Annotated in this window: 21 protein-coding genes; 9 read left to right on the forward strand and 12 right to left on the reverse strand. The window is 67.5% G+C overall.

Annotated elements, in window-relative coordinates; all coding sequences use genetic code 11:
- Positions 1 to 84 precede the first annotated feature (84 nt).
- From AC1DQR_RS18615 to AC1DQR_RS18635, 5 genes are all read right to left on the reverse strand, one after another.
- Positions 85 to 1,437 carry a DUF2957 domain-containing protein gene (locus AC1DQR_RS18615; RefSeq protein WP_477133502.1) on the reverse strand — a complete coding sequence of 451 codons (1,353 nt, stop codon included), beginning with the start codon at positions 1,435 to 1,437 and terminating at the stop codon, positions 85 to 87.
- A 266-nt stretch (positions 1,438 to 1,703) separates the two neighbouring features.
- Positions 1,704 to 2,531 (reverse strand): DUF1571 domain-containing protein, encoded by an 828-nt coding sequence (locus tag AC1DQR_RS18620; RefSeq protein ID WP_477133542.1) that lies wholly within the window; start codon positions 2,529 to 2,531, stop codon positions 1,704 to 1,706.
- A 351-nt stretch (positions 2,532 to 2,882) separates the two neighbouring features.
- On the reverse strand, positions 2,883 to 3,818 hold the full coding sequence (locus AC1DQR_RS18625; protein WP_416050044.1) for a TetR/AcrR family transcriptional regulator: 936 nt from the start codon (positions 3,816 to 3,818) through the stop codon (positions 2,883 to 2,885).
- A gap of 277 nt (positions 3,819 to 4,095) precedes the next feature.
- Positions 4,096 to 5,691 (reverse strand): GMC family oxidoreductase, encoded by a 1,596-nt coding sequence (locus AC1DQR_RS18630; RefSeq protein ID WP_477133503.1) that lies wholly within the window; start codon positions 5,689 to 5,691, stop codon positions 4,096 to 4,098.
- 21 nt (positions 5,692 to 5,712) lie between these two features.
- Positions 5,713 to 6,297, reverse strand: coding sequence for a hypothetical protein (locus AC1DQR_RS18635; RefSeq protein WP_477133504.1), 585 nt, complete (start codon positions 6,295 to 6,297; stop codon positions 5,713 to 5,715).
- 160 nt (positions 6,298 to 6,457) lie between these two features.
- Here AC1DQR_RS18635 and AC1DQR_RS18640 point away from each other — a divergent pair, with 160 nt between their 5' ends.
- The 6 genes from AC1DQR_RS18640 (at position 6,458) to AC1DQR_RS18665 (ending at position 12,466) form a co-directional block, all read left to right on the forward strand.
- Positions 6,458 to 7,561 carry an AraC family transcriptional regulator gene (locus tag AC1DQR_RS18640; RefSeq protein WP_477133505.1) on the forward strand — a complete coding sequence of 368 codons (1,104 nt, stop codon included), beginning with the start codon at positions 6,458 to 6,460 and terminating at the stop codon, positions 7,559 to 7,561.
- Positions 7,562 to 7,834: 273 nt separating this feature from the next.
- Positions 7,835 to 9,424, forward strand: coding sequence for a flavin-containing monooxygenase (locus AC1DQR_RS18645; RefSeq protein ID WP_477133506.1), 1,590 nt, complete (start codon positions 7,835 to 7,837; stop codon positions 9,422 to 9,424).
- A 55-nt stretch (positions 9,425 to 9,479) separates the two neighbouring features.
- Entirely contained in the window at positions 9,480 to 10,394 is a 915-nt protein-coding gene (locus tag AC1DQR_RS18650) for an SDR family NAD(P)-dependent oxidoreductase (protein WP_477133507.1), read from the forward strand.
- On the forward strand, positions 10,391 to 11,353 hold the full coding sequence (locus AC1DQR_RS18655) for an alpha/beta fold hydrolase (RefSeq protein WP_416050050.1): 963 nt from the start codon (positions 10,391 to 10,393) through the stop codon (positions 11,351 to 11,353). The genes AC1DQR_RS18650 and AC1DQR_RS18655 overlap by 4 nt, the downstream gene beginning before the upstream one ends.
- Before the next feature lie 79 nt (positions 11,354 to 11,432).
- Positions 11,433 to 12,305, forward strand: coding sequence for a metal-dependent hydrolase (locus tag AC1DQR_RS18660; protein ID WP_416050051.1), 873 nt, complete (start codon positions 11,433 to 11,435; stop codon positions 12,303 to 12,305).
- Positions 12,302 to 12,466: a rubredoxin gene (locus tag AC1DQR_RS18665; RefSeq protein ID WP_253929397.1), complete on the forward strand. Its 165-nt coding sequence runs from the start codon at positions 12,302 to 12,304 to the stop codon at positions 12,464 to 12,466. Before AC1DQR_RS18660 ends, AC1DQR_RS18665 begins: the two co-directional genes overlap by 4 nt.
- Positions 12,467 to 12,529: 63 nt before the next feature.
- Here the strand turns inward: AC1DQR_RS18665 and AC1DQR_RS18670 are convergent, their stop codons facing one another.
- Positions 12,530 to 13,420 (reverse strand): MerR family transcriptional regulator, encoded by an 891-nt coding sequence (locus tag AC1DQR_RS18670; protein WP_416050052.1) that lies wholly within the window; start codon positions 13,418 to 13,420, stop codon positions 12,530 to 12,532.
- Between the two features lie 170 nt (positions 13,421 to 13,590).
- Here AC1DQR_RS18670 and AC1DQR_RS18675 point away from each other — a divergent pair, with 170 nt between their 5' ends.
- The 3 genes from AC1DQR_RS18675 to AC1DQR_RS18685 all read left to right on the forward strand — a co-directional run bounded on the left by AC1DQR_RS18675 (position 13,591) and on the right by AC1DQR_RS18685 (position 16,798).
- Positions 13,591 to 14,520 (forward strand): LysR family transcriptional regulator, encoded by a 930-nt coding sequence (locus AC1DQR_RS18675; RefSeq protein ID WP_416050053.1) that lies wholly within the window; start codon positions 13,591 to 13,593, stop codon positions 14,518 to 14,520.
- A 200-nt stretch (positions 14,521 to 14,720) separates the two neighbouring features.
- Positions 14,721 to 15,689, forward strand: coding sequence for a Bug family tripartite tricarboxylate transporter substrate binding protein (locus AC1DQR_RS18680; protein ID WP_416050054.1), 969 nt, complete (start codon positions 14,721 to 14,723; stop codon positions 15,687 to 15,689).
- Positions 15,690 to 15,826: 137 nt separating this feature from the next.
- Positions 15,827 to 16,798, forward strand: coding sequence for a M14 family metallopeptidase (locus tag AC1DQR_RS18685; protein WP_477133508.1), 972 nt, complete (start codon positions 15,827 to 15,829; stop codon positions 16,796 to 16,798).
- 132 nt (positions 16,799 to 16,930) lie between these two features.
- On the opposite strand, the gene AC1DQR_RS18690 is transcribed toward AC1DQR_RS18685, so the two are convergent.
- The 6 genes from AC1DQR_RS18690 to AC1DQR_RS18715 all read right to left on the reverse strand — a co-directional run bounded on the left by AC1DQR_RS18690 (position 16,931) and on the right by AC1DQR_RS18715 (position 21,023).
- Positions 16,931 to 17,458, reverse strand: a complete 528-nt coding sequence (locus AC1DQR_RS18690; protein WP_477133509.1) for a hypothetical protein — start codon at positions 17,456 to 17,458, stop codon at positions 16,931 to 16,933.
- Positions 17,459 to 17,608: 150 nt separating this feature from the next.
- Complete coding sequence (locus tag AC1DQR_RS18695) at positions 17,609 to 17,842, reverse strand: hypothetical protein (protein WP_416050057.1); 234 nt, start codon at positions 17,840 to 17,842, stop codon at positions 17,609 to 17,611.
- A 252-nt stretch (positions 17,843 to 18,094) separates the two neighbouring features.
- Positions 18,095 to 18,298: a hypothetical protein gene (locus AC1DQR_RS18700; RefSeq protein WP_174424410.1), complete on the reverse strand. Its 204-nt coding sequence runs from the start codon at positions 18,296 to 18,298 to the stop codon at positions 18,095 to 18,097.
- A gap of 45 nt (positions 18,299 to 18,343) precedes the next feature.
- On the reverse strand, positions 18,344 to 18,922 hold the full coding sequence (locus tag AC1DQR_RS18705; RefSeq protein ID WP_416050058.1) for an OB-fold putative lipoprotein: 579 nt from the start codon (positions 18,920 to 18,922) through the stop codon (positions 18,344 to 18,346).
- Positions 18,923 to 19,273: 351 nt separating this feature from the next.
- The gene (locus tag AC1DQR_RS18710) at positions 19,274 to 19,687 is read right to left on the reverse strand and encodes a hypothetical protein (RefSeq protein WP_416050059.1); all 414 of its coding nucleotides are present in this window, start codon (positions 19,685 to 19,687) and stop codon (positions 19,274 to 19,276) included.
- A gap of 118 nt (positions 19,688 to 19,805) precedes the next feature.
- The gene (locus AC1DQR_RS18715) at positions 19,806 to 21,023 is read right to left on the reverse strand and encodes an acyltransferase family protein (protein WP_477133510.1); all 1,218 of its coding nucleotides are present in this window, start codon (positions 21,021 to 21,023) and stop codon (positions 19,806 to 19,808) included.
- Between the last annotated feature and the right edge of the window lie 35 nt (positions 21,024 to 21,058).

Raw genomic sequence — 21,058 nt, forward strand, 5'->3', positions numbered from 1 at the left:
GATGCTTGTCTCCTGAAGCGCTGTGTCGCGCGTGGTGCTTCTCTGTTTATTCTTCGTGGTCGGGGGGGCCATTCAGGGGCCCACTCAGGGGCTCGCGAATACGCTTACGCGGAACGTCGCAATGCTGCCGGCGGCGCCGGCAAGGTGGGCGAACACGTGGCCGGTCGAGATCAGCGCACCGGGCGTGCCGCTGTTGTCCACCGTGGTCACCACGCCGGGCTTGGCCTGCGCGAGGTCGAGCTGGTAGCCGCCCTTGGCGTTCATGGTGAGCGGATCGATCAGCCCTACCGCATTGCCCTGCACGATCGACGAGGTGTAGGCCAGGTCGCTGCCCGAGCCCACGTAGCCGCCGTTGAGCTGCGCGTTGGTGAGGTTGGTGGTGGGCGCCAGCAGGGCCAGGCCGGACTCGTCGTCAACGTTGAGCTCGAAGTCGAGCGGGTTGAGGCTGATGCGCGCGTAGCCGGTGCGGATCAATAGCGGCACCTGCTGGCCGCCCAGCTTGCCGACGACCATGATCCCCTTGGCCTTGCTGCCGTTGCCCGCCGTGAACGACGAAGTGTAGAAGTACGGGTACTGCTTGTTGGCGCCGTAGTTCGCGCTTTCGAATGCACCGTCGTTCTGCGTGCGTGTTTTCCACGGGTTGCCGGTGGAGCGGCAGCTGCCGCTGGCGGCGGTGCAGGTGCCGTCGGCGTTCAAGGTCTCGACCGTCTGCGCGGTGGCCGGCAGGAAGTTGCCGCTCGGACTCAGGCTGCCGCCAGATGGCACCACGTGGTAGCCCAGCAGGTTGTACGTGCCCGCCACCTTGGTGAAGTCGGTCTCGGTCTGCGCAAACGCCAGCACCGGATAGATTGGAAACGTCTTCGCCGGAATCACGCCGAGCCCGGCGACGCCTTGATAAGAGATGGTGGCGCCGGGAATGCCACCGCCCGCCACGCCGTTGCCGACAAAAATCACGGGCGGGTTGGCGGGGTCGATGAGGGCCTGCGAGGCGCTGTCCGACGGCGTCGCGCTCTGTAATGCCAGTGCGCAGCGATTCTGTTCCGCCGTGGGCAGCGACTTGAGGTTAGCGATCTTGCCGGTGAAGGTCACGCCGGCACGCGTCGGATAGACGCTGTTGGTGATCTTGGGCACCGGCGACTCGATGATCTGCAGCGTGTAGGTCATCGCGCTGGTATCGAACTGCATCTTGACGAGCTCGCCGCCGCCAGAGCCGCCGGTGAACACCGTCGCGTAGTCGAGCGAGGCGGGGCACAACGGCGCGGCGGCCGAGGTGGTAGTGGCGGGCCCCGTGGCAGGGCAGGTGCCGGTGCTCGAGCAAGACGCGGCATCCGCCTTGCCCGGGCCGGGCACCCCATCGCCGCCACATGCGGCGAGCGTCAGTGCGAGGCTCGTGCCAGCCATCGCTGCAAGGCCTTTGGATACATGAAAACGGGCCATGGCTTGTCTCCTTCTTATCGGTCTTGTTTTTGTCTTTCGTGCCGGCATCACCGGTATCACTTGCAACGCATCGTTCTTTTCCGTGCAGCGACTCTCGCTGCCGGGGCAAGCGAGCGTCAATAGAGCGCGCGTTCCAAACATGGCGCGCCGTGCCCTTGCCACCGCTGCGCAAGCGCTCGCGCCGTTTGTTCAAACCGCTGCGCGCGTGCCCGCGCAAGCGGATTCAAACGCGCGCGGCGCTGCCTGTCGGGCACGGTGATGCGGCATCAGAACTTGTAGTCGCCGTTTTTCACATCGAAGGCGCTCGCGTCGAAGGTCTTGCGCACCGCCTTCTCGAAGACAATCTTCTCGACCATGTTGCCCTCGGCATCCCAGGCGGTTTCCACGCGTGGCCAGGGGTTCTTCAGGTCCAGCATCAGCTGCACCCGCTTGGCGTAATAGCGTGGCGCACCGGCCGGCAGGTCCCAGGTGAGCGCGACCATCCGTATGCCCTGCTCCTGCACGATGTCCGCGCGCGTGAACTTCTCCGTGAGCCCGGCGGCGCGCAGCGACCTGGCATCGCGCTCCAGCATCGACACCACGTACTGGAAGCCCAGGTCGCGCACCGTGTGGTTGGACTGCGCGCGCGCGATGGTGCCGTCAAGCGCGATCCACATCGAGGTGAACCCCAGCATGCCGCCGAGGTGGCCGTACATCTCATCCTTGCGCTGCGTCTCGTCGTAGAGGATTTCCTGGCCGGCCTGGCTGCCGCCCGGCAGCCACTTCGCATAGAGCTGGCGCGGCGCGTGGCGGTAGCGGATCATCATGCGCGCGGGCTGGTCTTGCCACTGGCCGTTGAGGCGCTCCTGGCGCGTCATCCAGTACTCGTACTCGGGGTAGCGGTTCATCTCGGTCTTGGCCCACAGCAGCGCGGCCTCGGGCTGCAGCGCGTTGATGGCCGCAAGCAGTTGCTCGTCGGGCAGCTTCGCCAGTTCCCCGCTGGCGATCTGCCTGGACAGCAGCGCGGCTTGCTGCTGCGCCGTGAGCCCGTCGTAGGCGGTGCCGGTGCCAGAGCCGGCGGGAGCCTGTGGCTGCGTTTGTGCGAGTGCCGGCAACGCGAACGCGAAGATGAAGATGAAGGCGCAGGCGGCTGCGAGGTGGCGCAGCAAGGCCAATGGCTTTCTCAATGCGGATACGGGTGCGCCAAGCGCGTGGGGATACAAGGCTTTCACGATGCGGATCTCCTGTTGTGGCGTCGGCCCGCACGGAAAACGCGGGCGACAGCGGTCCACCGCATGCGCGGGGCGCACGCGTGGTGTCGTCGAGAACGGAATGCCTGAGTGCGGATCGCTGCGGAAATGCCGGGCTAAGGACGGCCGGATGCCTGGCGCAAGCAGGGCTCTCGCAACTCGGGTTCCTGGAGGCGGCCAGGCCCGCGCCGGCTGTTGACCGGCGCCGGCGCGCCGCTAGGTTCTGGAGCGGGTACGCATCCAGTCGTCGAGCGGATTGCTCGGGAAGACGATGGGGTGCTCGCGCGCGCCGCGCACCGCCATGCTGGTGACGGCGGCGCGTGTCGCGCCCTCGTTGCGTGCCGCGCGGCGTGTCTTGCGCACGGTAGCGGAAAGGGTGTCGGCGCGTTGCGCCTGCTCTGCCACCAGGGCATTGAGCGCGGCTTGCTCGGCATGCTCTTCAGCATGCTGGGTCTCGCCGATCTGGAATACATCCTGCAGCGCGCACAGTTGCTGGCTGGCGGGCACGGGTGCCTTGAGCGCAGCCACCACCATCGCGCTCAACTGGGCGAGCACGTGCGCGTCGCTCAGGTCCTTGCCTTGCGTGAAGGCCGGCAGCAGGTTGCCAAGTTCCTCGCCGGCCAGCACACCGGCCAGCGCCTTGAGCGCAAAGTTCAGGCGCCAGCCCAGTTCTTGCGGCGGTATCTCGGGCAGCGCGCGGGCGAAGGCGTCGGAGAAGCGGCCGAACACCGGCGCGTAATGGCCGAGCAGATAAGACTGGATGAATGGCGAGGTATCGGAATACACGCGCCCGAGCAGCCGCAGGAACGACGGGCCGCCCACGTCGGGCTCGCGCGCCATTTGCAGCGCGGGCACGAAGAGCGCACCCATCACGTGTTCGCAGCGGATCTGCGCGCCCGGCCAGCGCGCCTCGCAGGCATCGAGCAGCGCCAGGCGGCGCGTGTTGAGCGGATCGAGCCGGCGGCCCAGGACCGCCTGCATCATGATGTCTTTACTGCGGAAGTGGTAGTTGACCGCGGCCAGATTGACGATCGCGCGCGATGTCACTTGCCGTAGCGAGGTGCCTTCGTAGCCAACCTCGATGAACAAGCGTTCGGTGGCGTCCAGAATGCGGGCCTTGGTGTCTCCTGCCGTGCCTTTTCCGGTCTTCATAGGGGGCGTCTCTCTTATGGTCATGCCGTACAACCCCAGCAAAACTCCACACACTGCAGCAGCTCCCTGCTCTGACGGCAAACGGATGCTTGAAACAGTTGTACGGAGCCTAGCGAGCGCTGCGCGCGTTTCACAAGTGCATTTTTGGAGCGTTGCCTCTAATTGGATTGGATTGTGCCTGCGTGCCGCGCGCGCCATGCCGGATTTTGCTTCCCTGCTAAAGGGGGGCGGGGCCTGCGGGCCAAGGCCCGCCGCCGCGCGCAGCGGCGAGCGGCGCTCATCGGGCCAGCTGCCCTGCCAGCGCCTGGGCGTTCTGCGCGCTGAGTGCAAAAACAGACAGTTGCGGATTCGCCCCTATGCTGGTCGGAAACACGGAGCCGTCCAGCACCGACAGGTTGGCCAGCTGGTGATGGCGGCCATGGCTGTCGACTACCCCGTCCTGCGGCTGGTCGCTCATGGCGCAGCCACCCATCAGGTGCGCGGTAAACAACGCGGCGCGGAACTTGGCCAGCGGCAGCGTGGCGATGCCCTGCCTGGCTTGCGCCCAGCTGTCGTAGTACGGCGCGTCCAGGTGGGCTGGGCGCACCCGCAGCGCGCCTGCGGCGAACTGCGCCTCGGCCATGCTCAGCCAGGCGCGCCGCATGCCGTCCCAGACATAGTCGCTGATGTCGTAGTCGAGCACCGGGCTGCCATCGTCGGCAATGCGCACGCGCCCGCCTTCGCTCTGCGCAACAAAGCCATCGCGCAGCAGCGCCAGCATGGCGTTGGTATGCGGCAGCGCGGCCATGTCGGCGCGCAGCGCCTCGCCCACCTGGTTGAACACGCCCGCGCTGATGCCGGGGAACAAGGGCGGCACTTCCAGCTTGTAGCCCATCGGGCCGGTGGCGCCATCCTTCCACTGGAAGTGATCGGAGGCGATCGATTGCGGCGCGCCGTAGTACGGGTCGACCTGTTCGGGCATCACCGCCACGCTCAGGTTGACCGGATGGATGAAGGTGCGCACGCCGACCCGCTGATATGGGTCCGGCACGCGAGAGCGCAGCAACAGCGCCGGCGTGTTGATGGCGCCGCCGGCCGCCACGTAGTGCCGCGCGCGCACGCTCACCGCGATGCCCAACGGCGTGCGGCCATCGGCACCCAGCGCTTCGCCGGCAAGCGTGGTGACCGTTTTGCCGTCATGCTCCAGCGCGCGCACCCGCACGCGGTGGAGCAGCGTGGCGCCCTTGGCCAGCGCGGCGGGAATGGTCGAGACCAGCATCGATTGCTTGGCGTTGACCGGGCAGCCCAGCCCGCAATAGCCGGAGTTCCAGCAGCCCTTCACATTGCGCGGGATCACGTGCGACTCCCAGCCCAGCTTGTCGCAGCCGCGCTTGAGCACATCGTTGTTGTTGTTCGGCGGCATGCCCCACGGCGCCACCGACAGCCGTGCCTCCATGCGCTCGAACCACGGTGCCATGTCCGCGGCGCCGTGGCCGCTCACCGCGTGGTGCGCGGCCCAGTGCGCCAGCGTTTCCTTTGGCGTGCGAAAGCTCGATGACCAGTTCACCGTCGTGCTGCCGCCTACCGAGCGCCCTTGCAGGATGGCGATGGCGCCATCGGAAGTGGCGCGCGCCGCGCCCTCCTGGTACAGCTCGCGATAGGCGCGGCCCTCGTCCATGTCCTTGAAGCTGTCGGAGGTGCGCAGCGCGCCTTCTTCCACCAGCACCACGCGCAGACCGGCTTCGCAGAGGATCTCGGCGGCCACGCCGCCGCCGGCGCCGCTGCCGACAATGACCACGTCGGCGTCGAGCGAAATCGGCGCGGTGAGCGCGGCGCCGTCCACCACGTTCCAGCCGGCGGCGATGCCGGCGCTATAGATATCGGGAATGGCCATGAGGGACTCGTGTATTGGATTTCAGGCGTGCAGCGCACGAAAGACCGCGGGATTGGGGCCGGGATATCCGCTGCCCGCCCACGCCGCCGGCAGCAGGTAGTAGCCCACGCTGCAGAGCTTGACCAGCACCACGGCGCCGGCATTCAAGGTGGCGAAGCGGCTGGCGCGCCAGCGCGCAAGAAAGTGGCGTGCCTGCTGCGTGTCGGTCTGCTTCCAGTCCTGGCCCACGCCGGCGAGCACCCAGCGCAACGGCCCGATGGCGAGCAGGTCGAGCAGCTTGCGCAATTCCGCGCGCGCGTTGGCATCCATGGCGGCGCATGTGGCGTCGACATTGCGCACGGCCTGGCCGAGTTGCAGTTCGCGCGGGCCGCGCTCGCGCTCGGCGAGCTCCGCCACCACGGCGGGCAGCAAGGCGGTGAACAACGCCACGTCGCCGTCGCGCAGGAACTGCATACCGGTGGCGGGTTCCTTGTGCGCGGGCGAGCAGCCGGACAATGCCGGGACCAGGCCGGCGCACGCGAGTGCGGCGGACAAGCCAAAGCCAATCTTGAGAAAGCCGCGCCGCGACAGCGCGCACGCGGGCAGCTCGGTGGCTGGGGTGTGCATGGTGTGTCTCCTTTTTTGCGCTGATCCGTCTGCTTGCGGGTGCATTGCGGGTCCATTGCGCGGGCGTTGCGATGCGCGTTGCCGATACCCCGCATTGACGCTCGCCGCAGTTTGGATAAAGATCGGGCCCCGGTCTTGATCCCGCATGACAGGTGATTTGATGCCACGCGCCAACGCGGCGCTCCCCGCCGCTGCTATCACCGACATCGCCAGCGCTGCTTACGTCGCCGAGACGCCCGGCACCGTGTCGCTGCCCTACCTGCGCACCGTGCTCGACTACGGCGAGGCCGCCGGCATCACGCCGGCCGACCAGCTCGTGCTCGCAGGGCTCGATCCCGCCTTGCTCGACAGCGCGGCCGGCCCCGCCACGCGCATCGGCGTTGCGCACTACCTGGCGCTGCTCGATGCGCTGGAGCGCGCCGCCGGCGATCCGCTGGCGGGCCTGCACGCGGGCGCGGCGTTCCGGCCGCGCCACTATGCCGAGATGGGCTATGTGGTGCTGACCACGCCCACGGTGCGCGAGGCCATCCTGCAGGGCATCCGCTACGAGGTGCTGGCCAACGATATCGGCCGCACCCGCCTGCATGAAACGGCGCAGGGCGCGTGGATGACGTGGGAGGCGCAGCACGGCCCGCTGTCGCGCCACGCGCACGAGCTGCACATGGCCACGTGGATCGGCTTTTCCCGCTGGCTGCTGGGCGACGGCTTCTTTGCCGAGCGCATCGAGTTCCCCCACGCGCCGCCACCCGGTGGCCACGCCGGCGATTACACCCGGGTATTCGGCTGCCCGGTGGTCTTCAACGCCGGGCGCCACGCCATGCACATCGATCCCGCGCTGCTGGCGCGCCCTTCGATGCAGGCCGATGCGCAAATGCAGACACAGATGACGCGCATCGCCCAGGCCCAGCTGCGCGCGCTGCAGGCGGACGGCGCCGGCGAGATCGCGCAGGCGCGTGCCTTTATCAGCGCGGCGCTGCATCGGGGCGAGGTACCGATCGCGGCGGTGGCGGCGCACCTGCGCTTGCCGGTGCGCACGCTGCAGCGGCGGCTGCAGGCGCAGGGGCTGAACTACTCCGCGCTGGTCGACGGGGTGCGCCGCGCGCAGGCCGAGCACTACCTCGCCGACCCCGCCATCAGCCTCGCCCAGCTGGCCATGCTGCTTGGCTTTTCGGAGCAGAGCGCGTTCAGCCATGCGTTCAAACGCTGGACGCAGGAAACCCCCAACGCCTGGCGCAAGCGGTTGCTGGGCCGCGCGCCGGGATAGCCACCGTCGCCTTTCGGCAATATTTGGCAGATAGGAGGCGGTTTCAAACGCAGCGGTGGGTACGCCCTCCGGTGCGGAAAAGCGCGCTTTTCGCCCGTTTTATGCGCTCAAAACACCACTAAAATCCGCTAAAAATTAGAATAGCGATTCAAATCTCCGAGTTGACCCGGGGCGCTGGCGTGCCTACGATGACATTCATCAATGTCACAATCAATGATGTTGCGACGCAATGCGGCACCCTGCCGTGCACGCCAGCGACACGAGAGACAGCTTATGAATGCGCCAGCAGACCTGCCCCCGGAGTTATCCACAGCCCAGCCGTCACCGGAGGGGCACGGCCCCACCGAGCACATCGATATCGCCATCATCGGCACCGGCTTCGCCGGGCTGGGCATGGCGATCCGCCTCAAGCAGGCAGGCCTGCATGACTTCGCGCTGTTCGAGAAGGCCGCCTCGGTGGGGGGCACATGGCGCGACAACCACTATCCGGGCTGCGCCTGCGATGTGCAGTCGCACCTGTACTCGTTCTCCTTCGCGCCCAACCCCAACTGGTCGCGCATGTTTTCGCCGCAACCGGAGATCCGTGCTTACCTGGAGCGCTGCACCGACCAGTTCCGCCTGCGCCCCCACCTGCGCCTGAACCACGAACTGCGCCGCGCCGCGTGGGACGACGCCAGCGGCACGTGGCAGCTCGACATGGCCGATGGCAAGCGCGTGCAGGCTCGCGTGCTGGTGTCGGGCATGGGCGGCCTGAGCCGGCCGGCTTATCCCGATATCCCGGGCCTGGCGCGCTTTCGCGGCGAGGCGTTTCACTCGCAGCACTGGAACCATGACTACGCGCTGGCGGGCAAGCGCGTGGCGGTGATCGGCACTGGCGCCAGCGCCATCCAGTTCGTGCCGCAGATCGCTGCGCAGGTGGCGCACCTGGACCTGTTCCAGCGCACGCCGCCGTGGATCATGCCCAAGCCCGATCGCAAGGTGTCAGCCGCCGAGCGCTGGCTGTTCCGCCGCCTGCCGCTCACGCAAAAGCTGATGCGCACCGGCATCTACTGGGCGCTGGAGTCGCGCGTGCTTGGCTTCGTGGTGCATCCCAAGCTGATGACGGTGGTGGCGCGCATTGCGCGCCGCCATATCAAGCGGCAGATCGCCGATCCCGCGCTGCGTGCCACCGTCACGCCGGACTACACCATCGGCTGCAAGCGCGTGCTGATCTCCAACGACTACTACCCCGCGCTGGCGCGCGCCAATGTGGATGTGGTGACGCACGGCATCGACCACGTGGACGAAGACGCCATCGTGATGCGCGACGGCACCCGCCGCAAGGCGGACTGCATCATCTTTGGCACTGGTTTTCACGCCACCGACCCGATTCCGCGCGGCGCCATCCTCGGCCAGCGCGGCGCCGACCTGCTCGACGCCTGGCGCGATGGCGCCGAGGCGTACCTGGGCACCACCGTGGCCGGCTTCCCCAACCTGTTCCTGGTGGTGGGGCCGAACACCGGCCTGGGCCATAGCTCGATGGTGTTCATGATCGAGTCGCAGGTGAACTACATCCTCGGCGCGCTCAAGGCCATGGGCCAGCAGCGTGTGCAGGCCATCGACGTGCGCCCGCCCGCGCAGCGCGACTACAACGCGGGGCTGCAACGCAAGCTGGCGGGCGCGGTGTGGTCGGAGGGCGGCTGCGTGAGCTGGTACCTCGACCCCAAGACCGGCAAGAACACCACGCTGTGGCCCGGGTTCACCTGGCAGTTCCGCCGCGCCACCGCACGCTTTCGCATGGCCGACTACGAGATTCGTCCGCTGATGCACCACACGCTCACACCCAACGCACCCAACGCAGCCCACCAGGCCATCGAGGCGTGAGCGCGTTGCGTGCCCGGCCGCGAGCCAGACCAGAAGAACACCGAGGAGACACTGCATGAAGGATTTCAAGAACAAGGTGGCCGCCATTACCGGCGCAGGCTCCGGCATGGGCCGCTCGCTGGCGCTCGCGCTGGCGCTCGAAGGCTGCCAGCTGGCGCTGTCGGACCGCAACGAAAAAGGCCTCGCGCAGACGGTGGCCGAGGTCATGCGCGCGGCGCCGGGCCTGGTGTTCACGCAGCACTGCGTGGATGTATCGGACCGCGCCGCGATGTACGCCTGGGCCGAGCAGGCCGCGCGCGCGCACGGGCGCATCAACCTGATTTTCAACAACGCCGGCGTGGCGCTGTCGAGCACCATCGAGGGCATGAGCTACGATGACCTCGAATGGATCATGGGCATCAACTTCTGGGGCGTGGTGCATGGCACCAAGGCGTTCCTGCCCTACCTGAAGGCCAGCGGCGAAGGCCACGTGATCAATACGTCGAGCATCTTCGGCATCTTCGCGCAGCCCGGCATGAGCGGCTACAACGCGAGCAAGTATGCGGTGCGCGGCTTCACGGAATCGCTGCGCCAGGAGCTCGACATGCAGGCCTGCGGCGTGTCCGCGACCTGCGTGCACCCGGGCGGCATCAAGACCAATATCGCGCAGGCCAGCCGCATCTCCGCGAACGTCACCGGCTTCCTGGTGCACGACGAGCAGCAGGGCCGCGATGAGTTCGAGAAGTACTTCATCACCACGGCGGACAAGGCCGCGCGCGTGATCCTCAATGGCGTGCGCCACAACCGCCGCCGCGTGCTGATTGGACCGGATGCGGTTGCCGCCGACATGATGGCGCGGCTGCTGCCCGCGGCCTACCAGAAGCTGGTGGTGTTCGACGCGCGCCGCAAAGGCCCGCTCGGCAAGCCTGCCGCGGACGTGCCCAACACGGTGCCGGCCAAGGCCAGCGGCCATGGCGGAGACGCGCAATGAACCGCGTCGCCATGCCGGCGGACAGCCGCCTCTCGCAGCCACCCGGCGCGCTTACGCGCTGGTTCGGCCAGGGCCGCGTAGGGCTGTTCAGCCTGTCGCGTGAAACGCTCGCCAGACGCTACGCGCTGCCTGCTTCGCGCTGGGTGCAGGTCATGGGCACGCTCGTGCATTACACCGATGAAGGCGTGCCCGGCGGCGAGCCGCTGCTGCTGATCCACGGCTTCGGCGCCTCGCTGCACACCTGGCAAGGCGTGCTGCCGGCACTCGCGCAACGCTATCGCGTGCTGCGCGTGGACCTGCCACCCTTTGGCCTGACCGGGCCGTTGCGCGATGCGCGCGGGCGCATTCTCACCATGGATGTGGACACGTACCGCCGTTTCATCGACGCCTTCTGCGACGCCATCCACCTGCAGCGCGCCAGCGTCATCGGCAACTCCCTGGGCGGCCTGATCGCATGGGACATGGCCGCGCGCCATCCCGGGCGCGTCGACAAGATGGTGCTGATCGATGCCGCCGGTTTCCCGATGAAGCTGCCGCTCTATATCGCGCTGTTCAACCACGCGCCGGTGCGCTGGTCGGCGCCGTGGCTGCTGCCGGAGTGCGTGATCCGCGCCGCCACGCGCGACGTCTACGGCGACGCCTCGCGGGTGGACGAAGGCACCTTCCGCCGCTATGTCGATTTCTTCTACGCCGAGGGCAGCCGCGAAGCGGTTGGCCGCATGGTGCCCAAGCTGGATTTCGACGCGCTCGACACGCAAGCGCTCAACGCCATCCGCTCGCCCACGCTGGTGCTGTGGGGCGAGCGTGACCGCTGGATCCCGCCGGCGCATGCGCAAGCCTTTGCCGGGCGCATCCCGGGCGCGCGGCTACAGCGCTACGCAGGCCTGGGCCATATCCCGATGGAAGAGGATCCGCCACGCGTGGCGGCGGACCTGCTGCCTTTTCTCGACGGGCGCTGAGGCCACCGCCGAAATACGCAACGCACCCGACGCACCCGACGCACCCGACGTCTCCCACGAATCGACAGGAGTACTCATCATGATGCCAGTCCGACGCGATGTGCATCCCCACTTGCCCGCCAGCCGCATCGGCGACTGGCACGTGCGGGGCCGCCATGTCACCCACTTCGTCAACGCGCTCTCGATCTTCTTTCCGGCGGGCGAACGCTTCTTCATGGACAGCGTGCGCGCCTATCGCGACGACGTGACCGACCCCGAGCTCAAGCGTGCCATCGCGGGTTTTATCGGCCAGGAGGCCATGCACACGCGCGAGCACATTCTCTACAACCGGCTGATGACGGATGCGGGCCTGCCCGCCGAGCCGCTCGATCGGTTCGTCGGCAAACTGCTCAACGTGCTGCGCAAGATACTGCCCAAGTCATGGCAGCTCGCTCACACCATCGCGCTCGAGCACTACACCGCGATGCTTGCCGGCGGGCTGCTGGCGGACCCGGACCAGATGGGCGGTTCCGAGCCCGGCTATCACCAGGTGTGGATCTGGCACGCGCTGGAAGAGACCGAGCACAAGGCGGTGGCCTACGACGTGTGGAATGCCGTGATGAAGCCGGGGCTATCTCGCTATCTGCTGCGCACCTTCACCATGCTTACCACCACGGTGACGTTCTGGGCGATGGTGTTCGTGTTCCACATCCGGCTGGTGATGGCGGATCGCGAGTGCCGCAACAAGCTCGGCGGCTTTGGCGGCGTGGTGCGTTTCCTGTGGGGCAAGCCCGGCGTGCTGCGCAAGATGATTCCGGAGTGGTTCGATTATTTCCGGCCGGGCTTCCACCCGTGGGATCACGACAACCGTGCGCAGCTGGCGCGCATCGAGCCGCTGATCGCGGAGATCGAGGCCACTTCCGCGCGGGCCGGCGTATCCAGCCGGGCGCCCTCGGTGAGGGCCGCGGCATGAAGGTCTGGCAGTGTGAGATTTGCGGGCTTGTCTATGACGAAGCCGCTGGCATGCCGGAGCATGGCATCGCGCCCGGCACGGCATGGAGTGCTGTGCCGGAGGACTGGAGCTGCCCCGATTGCGGCATGCGCAAGGGCGATTTCCAGATGGTGGCGCTTTAGGTAGCTGGCCCGCTCACGCAGCTTGCGCGGGAGAGAGAGGGAGTGAGCGGGCACGTACCTATATCAGCGCCTGGCCTTGCGCGGCCCAGCTTTCGGCGCCTTGTTCTTGCCGTCTTCCGGCGCGTCGTGCAAGTGCTCGATGATGGCCGCCACGCGGTCGCCGAGGTATTTATTGGCCGACTGTTCCATGGCCCGCATCATCTCCGCTTCTACCGCCACCATGGCCAGCGGGCGGATGCGCCAGAGGATATCCACCAGCCGCGGCACGTCCTGCGGCGGTGGCAGCTTGCCTTCACCGAAGCGGTCCAGCTCGCGCACCACCATGGCCACGATCCGGTCCGATACGGCTTCGAAGTGCCCGCGTGCGTGCTCGACGATGGACAGCACGTCTTCCAGCGGAAATCCCGCGCGCGCGATCTCCGCGCCGGCGGCCAGCGTGCGCGGGCTGCGTGCGAGGTAGCCCATGCCGTCCGGCTCCAGCAGGCCGAGCGCGATGGCCTTGGCCAGCGCCGGGCGCGATATCGCGCGGCCGAACAGCTTGGCCAGCGCCAGGTAGGAATAGTGGCGCGGCGCTTCGTCGGTCCACGGGCTGCTGATGGCGGATTCCAGCCCGAGGATGGAGCGCAGGTCGTGCCCTTCCACGATGGCCTTGAGCAGCTCCTGGATATTGTTCAGCGTGTAGCCGCGCGCCAGCAGGTGGTTGATCAGCCGTAGCCGGCCCAGGTGCGTCTGCGTGTAGATGCCCACCCGGCCGCGCCGCTCGGGTGGATCGATCAGGCCGCGGTCCTGGTAGGAGCGCACGTTGCGCACCGTGGTGCCGGCCGCCCGCGCCAGTTCGTCGATGGTGTATTCCGGCGGCGTGCCATTGCCGTTGCCGGAGCCGGCGGCATCGTGGGCGGCGGACGCGGATGACGACGAGGAGGTGGGCGCAGTGCTGCGCTTGAAGAAGGCCATGGCAAAAATTCTACCCGAGTCGTGGGGCTGCCGTGTGTCGCATGCCGCGCGCTGCGCGCCGGGGCACGTACAGCTACAGCTACAATATTCGCAGCGCCGCTCTTCGCGACGGCGGCATTTGCCCGGATCGTCCCCATTCAACTTCTGCGCGCGCCCTGGCGCGAGTCCTTATGCATATCCGCTGGCTGGAGGATTTTGTGTGCCTGGCCCAGGCCGGCAGCCTTGCGCGTGCGGCGGAGCTGCGCAACGTCACGCCGCCGGCATTCGGGCGCCGCATGCAGGCGCTGGAAGTCTGGGCGGGCGCGCCGCTGATCGATCGCAGCGTGTTCCCGGTGCGCCTCACCGATGAGGGGCGGCAGTTCCTGGAGGCCGCGCAAAGCGCGCTGCGCACGCTGGACGATACGCGCATGTCGCTGCGCGCGGCGCATCGGGCCGATGCCAGCACCGTGGTGATCGTCACCGGCAAGACACTGGCGCGCTCGATGGTGCCCGCGTGGCTGGCCGGCCTGCGCCATGCGTTGCGCAACGACAAGGCGGCTGCGGGCTTTCGCACGCGGCTTTCCACCTTTCCCACGCACGACGCGCTGGCGATCTTCACCGAAGGCGACGCGGATTTCCTGCTTTGCTACAACTCGCCGGAGCAGCCGGTGACGCTGGACAGCACGCGCTACCAGTACCACTTCGTGGGCGAGGAGCGCCTTGTTTGCGTGAGCGCGGCGGCGGATGGCGGCGGGCCACAGTACAAGTTGCTCGCACGCGGCCAGCGCGCCCCGGTGCCGATGATCGCCTACGCGCAGGCGCTGACCCTGGGCCGCATGGTCAACGGCGAGATCGCGCGGCGCGGGCTGGCCAGCCGGCTCGACGTGATCGCGGTCAGCGACTTCGCCGAATCCGTGCATGAAATGGTGCGCCAGCGCATGGGCCTGGCGTGGCTGCCCGCGCGGCTGATCGCTGATGACCTGCACGCCGGTCGCCTGGTGCGCGCCGGGCTGGAGGTGGGCGGCGACACGGACCTCGTGATGCAGATCCTGCTGTATCGCCCGCGCGCGCCCATGCGGGCGCTGGGCGAGGCCTTCTGGCATGCGGCGGTGGCGGGCTAGCCGTCCGGCGCCACGCGCTGGGTCCGCCTTGGCGCGGGCCGCGGCCTGATCCCGCCCCCGATCCCCCACCCTTGCCAAAACGGCAAGCGCTATTGCCAAAGCCGCACGTTGCTGCGCCTGCACGCTCTCTAAGATCGCCGCATACCTGCATACCTTGCCTGTCTGCATACGGCGCAAATCTAAAAACGGAGAGACCTGCCATGAACAAACTGCTGCGTGCGGCTGCTGCCGCATCCTTCTGCCTGCTTGCCGGCGGCGCTGCCGCCTCGGGCTGGCCGACCAAGCCGATTTCCCTGGTGGTAGGCTACACCGCGGGCGGCAGCGTCGACCTGGTGGCGCGCACCATCGCGCCGGAACTGGGCAAGCGCCTGGGCCAGAGCGTGGTGATCGAGAACCTGGGCGGCGCGGGCGGCACCATCGGCGCGTCCAAGGTGGTCAAGGCCGACGCCGACGGCTACACGCTGCTGATGGGCTCGGGCAGCGAGGTCTCGATCGCGCGCCTGACCAACCCCGCCGTGCGCTACGACGGCGAGCGCGACCTGGCGCCGATCACCTTCGTCGGCACCCAGCCGATGGTGCTGGTGGGCAAGTCCGCGCTGCCGGCCAAGAACGCCGACGAGCTGATCGCGCTGGCCAAGGCGCAGCCGGGCAAGCTGGCCTATGCGTCGTCCGGCGTGGGTACGCCGCTGAACCTGGCCGGCGAGCTGATCAAGCAGCAAGGCAAGGTCAACATCACCCATGTGCCTTATAAGGGTGCGTCCGCCATGTCCACCGACCTGCTCGGCGGCCAGATCGACCTCGCCGTGATGGTGCTGTCGTCGGCGCTGCCGCATATCCAGGCTGGCCGGGTCAAGGCCTACGGCGTGACCGAAGGGCACCGCGCCCAGGTGGCGCCCAACGTGCCCGCGCTGGCGGAAAGCAGCGCGCTCAAGGGCGTGGACATGGGCGTGTGGTTTGGCCTGATGGCGCCGGCCAATACGCCGCGCGCCGTGGTCGATCGCCTGAACACCGAGATGCAGGCCGTGCTGGCCATGCCCGACGTGAAGAAGAAGCTGGCCGAGGCCGGCGTGGAAGTGGCACCGGGCGGCCCGGGCCAGTTCGCCAGCTTTATCAAGCGCGAGACGGTGAAGTACAAGAGCATCGTCCAGACAGCCGGCATTCACGAATAAGGGGACGGCGGTAGGCGTACCATTTGCTTGTCGCAAGTGGCGGTGCCGGCGGTTGCCGCCCGCCCGCCTTTCCCAGCTACTTTCGCTACTTTCGCTGTTCAGCCGCTATCACTGGCAATCTTGCCGACCAAAAAAACATGACGACCACTGCCCCCAGCTTCGACGCTTACCCGGTCGAAGTCGAATTCCCCGATATCTCCGCCTACGCCGCCGGCAACGCCGGCGTGCCCTATGTCCACACCTTCGACAGCGGCGTGCCCGGCCCGCACGTGATGGTCAATGCGCTGACCCACGGCAACGAGGTGTGCGGTGCCATCACCGTCAAGGCGCTGCTGGACCTGGGCCTGCGCCCGCGCCGCGGCCGCCTGACGCTGGCCTTTGCCAACGTCGACGCGTACCACAGCTTCGATGCCGCCCGCCCGGATGCGTCGCGCTATGTCGACCAGGATTTCAACCGCGTGTGGACGGCCGCCGTGCTCGACGACACCACCCGTGACTCGTCCGAGCTGCGCCGCGCGCGCGCCATGCGCCCGGTCATCGATACCGTGGACCTGCTGCTCGACCTGCACTCCATGCACGAGAAAAGCCTGCCGCTGATCGTGTCCGGCCCGCTCGACAAGGGCATTGCCCTGTCGCGCGCTGTGGGCGCGCCTGCCAATGTGATCGTGGACGAGGGCCATCCGGAAGGACGGCGCATGCGCGACTACGAGGGCTTTGGCGACCCGGCCAGCGCCAGGAACGCACTGCTGATCGAATGCGGCCAGCACTGGGAAACCGCTGCCGTGGGCGTGGCCCAGGACAGCACCGCGCGCTTCCTGCTCCATGCCGGCGTGATCGATGCGGGTGACGTGCCAGCCGGCTGGCTCCTGCCCGTGGCACCGCAGCGGGTGGTACGCGTGACCGAGCCCGTGGTCGCCAGCAGCATGGATTTCCGCTTCGCCGGCCCATACACCGGGCTGGAAACCTTCGCCGAAGCCGGCACCGTGATCGGCTGGCGCGACGGCGAGCCGGTGGTCACGCCGTATCCGGATTGCGTGCTGGTGATGCCGTCGCTGCGCCAACTGCGCCCGGGCGTGACCGTGGTGCGGCTGGGGCAGCTGGTAGGTTGAGCGGTTGATGCAAGTGCACAAAAACGCACTTATCGCTGCAATGGGTACGCCGTCGTCAAGGCGGCGGGCCGGCAGATCCTCGTAGGCCTTCGTAGATCCGATAGGCGCAGGATCCGCGTCAGGCGGCGGTGTTCAGGCCGGTGTAGCCGGCGATTGCGGGGCGGCCGGCGCGGCCGGCGTGCCGGCCGTGGACGGCTTTGGCCGCATGCCGGGCAGCAATTGCTCGAACAGCTCGTCGATCTTCATCTCGGGCGGGACCAGGTTGCTCAGGTTGATGCCGCCGGCGCTGCGCAGGGCGTCGTAATTCGCCTTGCCGGCGCGCTCGCCGTTGATATAGACGATGATCTCCGCCGTACTCAGGAAATCGCGCCAGTAGGTCTGGCGTTGCATGTAGACCGTGGCGGTATAGGGGCATGACGCCACCGACGCGCCGGGCGACAGCATCTTGAACTCAAAGCCGCGCTGCTGCACCGAGTCGCGGACGAATTCCGCATAGGCATTGCCGCCGCTGCCCGGGTTGGCGATCACGCAAAACAGCGTGCCGTCGGCGGGCTGCATGGAGGCGATACGGTCGCCGCGGTCGACCGGGACGACGGCCTGGTACGTGGCGCAGCCGGTGGCCAGCAAGCCTAGGCTGGCGGCTAGCAGTGCTTTTTTCATGATGTTCCTGGAAACGCTGGTGCAAGGGTGCCGAACCGTGTTGTCGGCAAGCGCGCCAGGCAACTTTAGGCCATTGCGGCGGCGGCAATCGTTGGAACAGAGCGGGTAAACCGGTCCTGTGCCGGTTCTGCGGCTCGCCCGAGGTTCACCTCAGAGCACAATGGCCTGGCGGCAGCGTAGCGCCATCACCTGCGCCTCGAAGGCGCGGGCCGCGCGCTGCGCGAGCTGGTCGCGGCGGCCGCCCGGGCGGCCACGATCCACGGCGAGGTGACCGAGCCCGGTCACCTGCCATTCGCGGCGCGTGATGGCGAGGATGTTGGCGAGAGCCTGGACTTGCTGGACTTGGCGGGCAGGCAGCGTGCCCCGGGAGAGATCTTCCATCATGATATGCAGCGCGGCCCTCGCTCCATGGGAGCTTCGGGCCTTGTCCCGTCGTTGACGTTTATTCGTATCGTGATGGAAAGATACACAACGCCGGAACGCGCCATTATCGATAGCGCACCGATCCTGCTGTGGGATGTGTCCTACAAGCCGCCGGAGTGGCGATTGGCGTACGGCCTTGCTCTCCTCGCCCCCTGAGGGGAGAGGGAGAGACAGCCGTCGTCATGGCGCGCGGTCTTGGCCCGGTTGGTGGCCTCAGGCCTTTGCCGCCCCCCCGCTGGCCATCGTGCCCACCACCATCAGGCAGATCGCGGCAAGGAACACTCCCACCAGCAGGATCTGCAGGCGCCCCACCGGGCGGCCCTTCAGGAAAGCGTTGCTGATGAACGGTGGCGAGACCAGGCCCACCACGGTGACAATCAGGATGGTCAGGGCGAGTACGGAAAGCAGGGTTTGCATGCTGGATGTCGATCTGGGTAAATCTGGGTAAGTCAGTGCTCGCGCTCAGTTGGCGCCGCCACGCACAAGGCAATCTTCGAGGACCGGCGAGCCCTCCACCTGGCCCGCGCCGGTGCATTCCACGGCCACTTTCTGTCCGCGCCGGACCATGGTGCCGCGTGCCTCGACCTCGCAGGTGCGCCCGGCGGGGCCGCAGATCTGGATCGGCAGGAGCTTGGCGCGCACCACCAGGGTCGGGCTATTGGAGCGGATATCCAGGAAGACCGTGTCGTTTCCCTCGCGCCGCACGCCGCTGGCCACGCCCTCCACGATGAAATACTTGCCCAGGTAGCGGTCGTTGGCCGCGCCAGCGTTCTCCTGGTAATCGTCGACAAGGGTGTCCGCCTGGTATTGCGGCAGGATGTCGGTGGAGCGGTTCGGGTCGATGCTGATCGGGTCCAGCGTGCCGTTCTTGGGCACGCCGCGCGCGCCGGCGTTGGGCTCCGGCACCGCCGCGGACGCTGCCGTGACCGGCTCGGGGGCCGGCTCTTCCTGCTGCTCTTCATGGTTGCCGGTGAGCCACAACATGCCAAGGACGGCAAGGGCGACAACGCCGATAAGGATTTGCTGGGTACGGTTCAACATCCGGGGTTTCCTGCGATAGAAATAGGCCATTGCGCTGGCAGGCACCGGTCGCGCGCATCGAGCGCGCGCGCTGCGTGCCGGCGCACTCGGCTCGGCTGCCAGCCCGCCTGTGGCAAGGCCTGGCGGTGCCAGGCCGGACGCTCGGGCGGGGCTTGCCAAAAAAGTTGCCCACAGCTTTGCCCACAGGGTTGTTCGGTCTTCTCCACAGACTTGTCCACAGCCTGGGCGGGGTGCCATGTGGGGATCCGGGTGGGCATGCGCATGCACTTCATGGCGATGGCGTGACGTAAGGCTGGCTTGCTACGGGGCTGCCGGGCTGCGCCGCATCAAGGCGCAACCGGCAAGCCGCGATCAGTGAAGGTGCCGCAGCCCGGTTTCGTCGTCGTCTTCGTCCTCGTCTTCCCAGTCTTCATGTTCGACCGGGGTGTCCGGCGCCATGTCGAACACCATCGAGTGGTGCTGCACGGTGAACCAGTCACGGAACTGCTGCAGCGTCAGCGTCTGCGGCCACAGGCTTTCGTCGAACCACTCCCCCAGCATGAATTCGAACAAGGCGCGCCAGCGCTGTTCCACCCACTGCAGCGCCTCCGACGTGGTCGAGACATCGTCCGGCACCAGGAACACACTCTGGTCCTCGCGTACATGCTCAAGGGTCAGCGTGGCTACCGGGTCGATATCCACGGCCATGATCCATTCGAAGAAAGGCTGCTGCGGCACCAATACGACGAGCGAGCGATTGAGGGTAAAGCGGGGATGATCGGTCATGGCAGGGGCTCGTTCGCTGAAACGGCCCATTGTAGCGGTTGGCCGTGCCCGCATGCGATTCATTGGTGGAGCGGCGGCCCAGCACTGCCAGGCCGCCGCCCGCCGCGGATCAGCACGCCTAGATGATGGGCCGCCCGCGCCTGGCGGGGTCGGCGCCAAATGTGTCCCGTGCCGGCAAGGCGGCGGATGGCGGGGGTTGCGCTGGTGTGGGAACCCGGTTGGGGAACAGCTTGTCCTTGAGCCCCAGGCAGCGTTTTTCGATCAGGTGCCAGCTCAACAAGGCCGCTGCGATGGAGGCGCACAGGCACGCCGCCGAAAAGCCTAGCTGCCACGGGATCTGGCTGCCGAACAGCAGGCGCGGCTCACCGAACACCTTGACCGCCGCCACGCGGATGATCGGGTGGAACACGTAAAGCGCGTAGCTGTACTTGCCCAGGAACACCAGGTACCGGTTGCTGAACACGGCGTGCCGGTCCGTGGCGCAGGCCGCGTAGATCAGGCCCACCGCCACCATGGCAACCACCGAGAAGCCCACGGTGTAGATCAGCGGGCTGGATTCCAGCCGGGAACCCATGGCCGCGAGCCCGCCCGCCAGCACCAGCAGCGCCAACGGCGCCGCCTTCACCAGCCAGGGCTTGAAGTGCAATCCGCGCCGGACCGCCATCGCCAGCAAGGCGCCCGCCACCAGGCCATCCAGCCGGGCCGGCGTGAACACCGAAATGGCGTCCGCGCTGAAGCCTTGCAAGACCATGCCGACGCGCACCGCCAGCGTTCCCGCCAGCAGCACCAGGCAGAGCCGGCGCATGGCGGCCAACGGCAGCAGCAGCACCAGCAGGGGCCACACGGCGTAGAACTGCTCCTCGATGGCAAGCGACCACAAATGCCCCGCGCCCGCCCCGAAGAACGTGCCGGTCAGCGCCTGCTTGAGGTTGGACAGATACAGCACGAACCACGGCCAGCTGGCCTGCACCGCCTCCAGCTTGGCCTGCTCAAAGGCGCCGACGCGGTGCGAGATCAGCGGGAACACCAGCAGAAACAGGACGGCCAGGTAGAAGTAGTACAGCGGAAAGATGCGCAGCACGCGGCGCCCGTAGAACGCGCGCAGGTAGTCGGGCGCGCCCTTGGTGCGCAGCAGGATGCCCGTGATCAGGAAACCCGACAGCGCAAAGAAGATATCCACGCCAATCCACCCCGTCATCGACAACTGGTAGAACAGGCGGTCGAGCGGCAGGTCCGACACCAGGCCCACATGGGCAAAGTGATAGAGCATGACGATCAGGACCGCCAGGCCCCGCACACCGTCGAGCGCGCAAACGTGTGTACCGTCTCGGTTCATGTTCACTCCCTGCCTGGGATGGCCACGCCCGGCGC

It is taken from the genome of Cupriavidus sp. 05L411 (assembly GCF_056398045.1).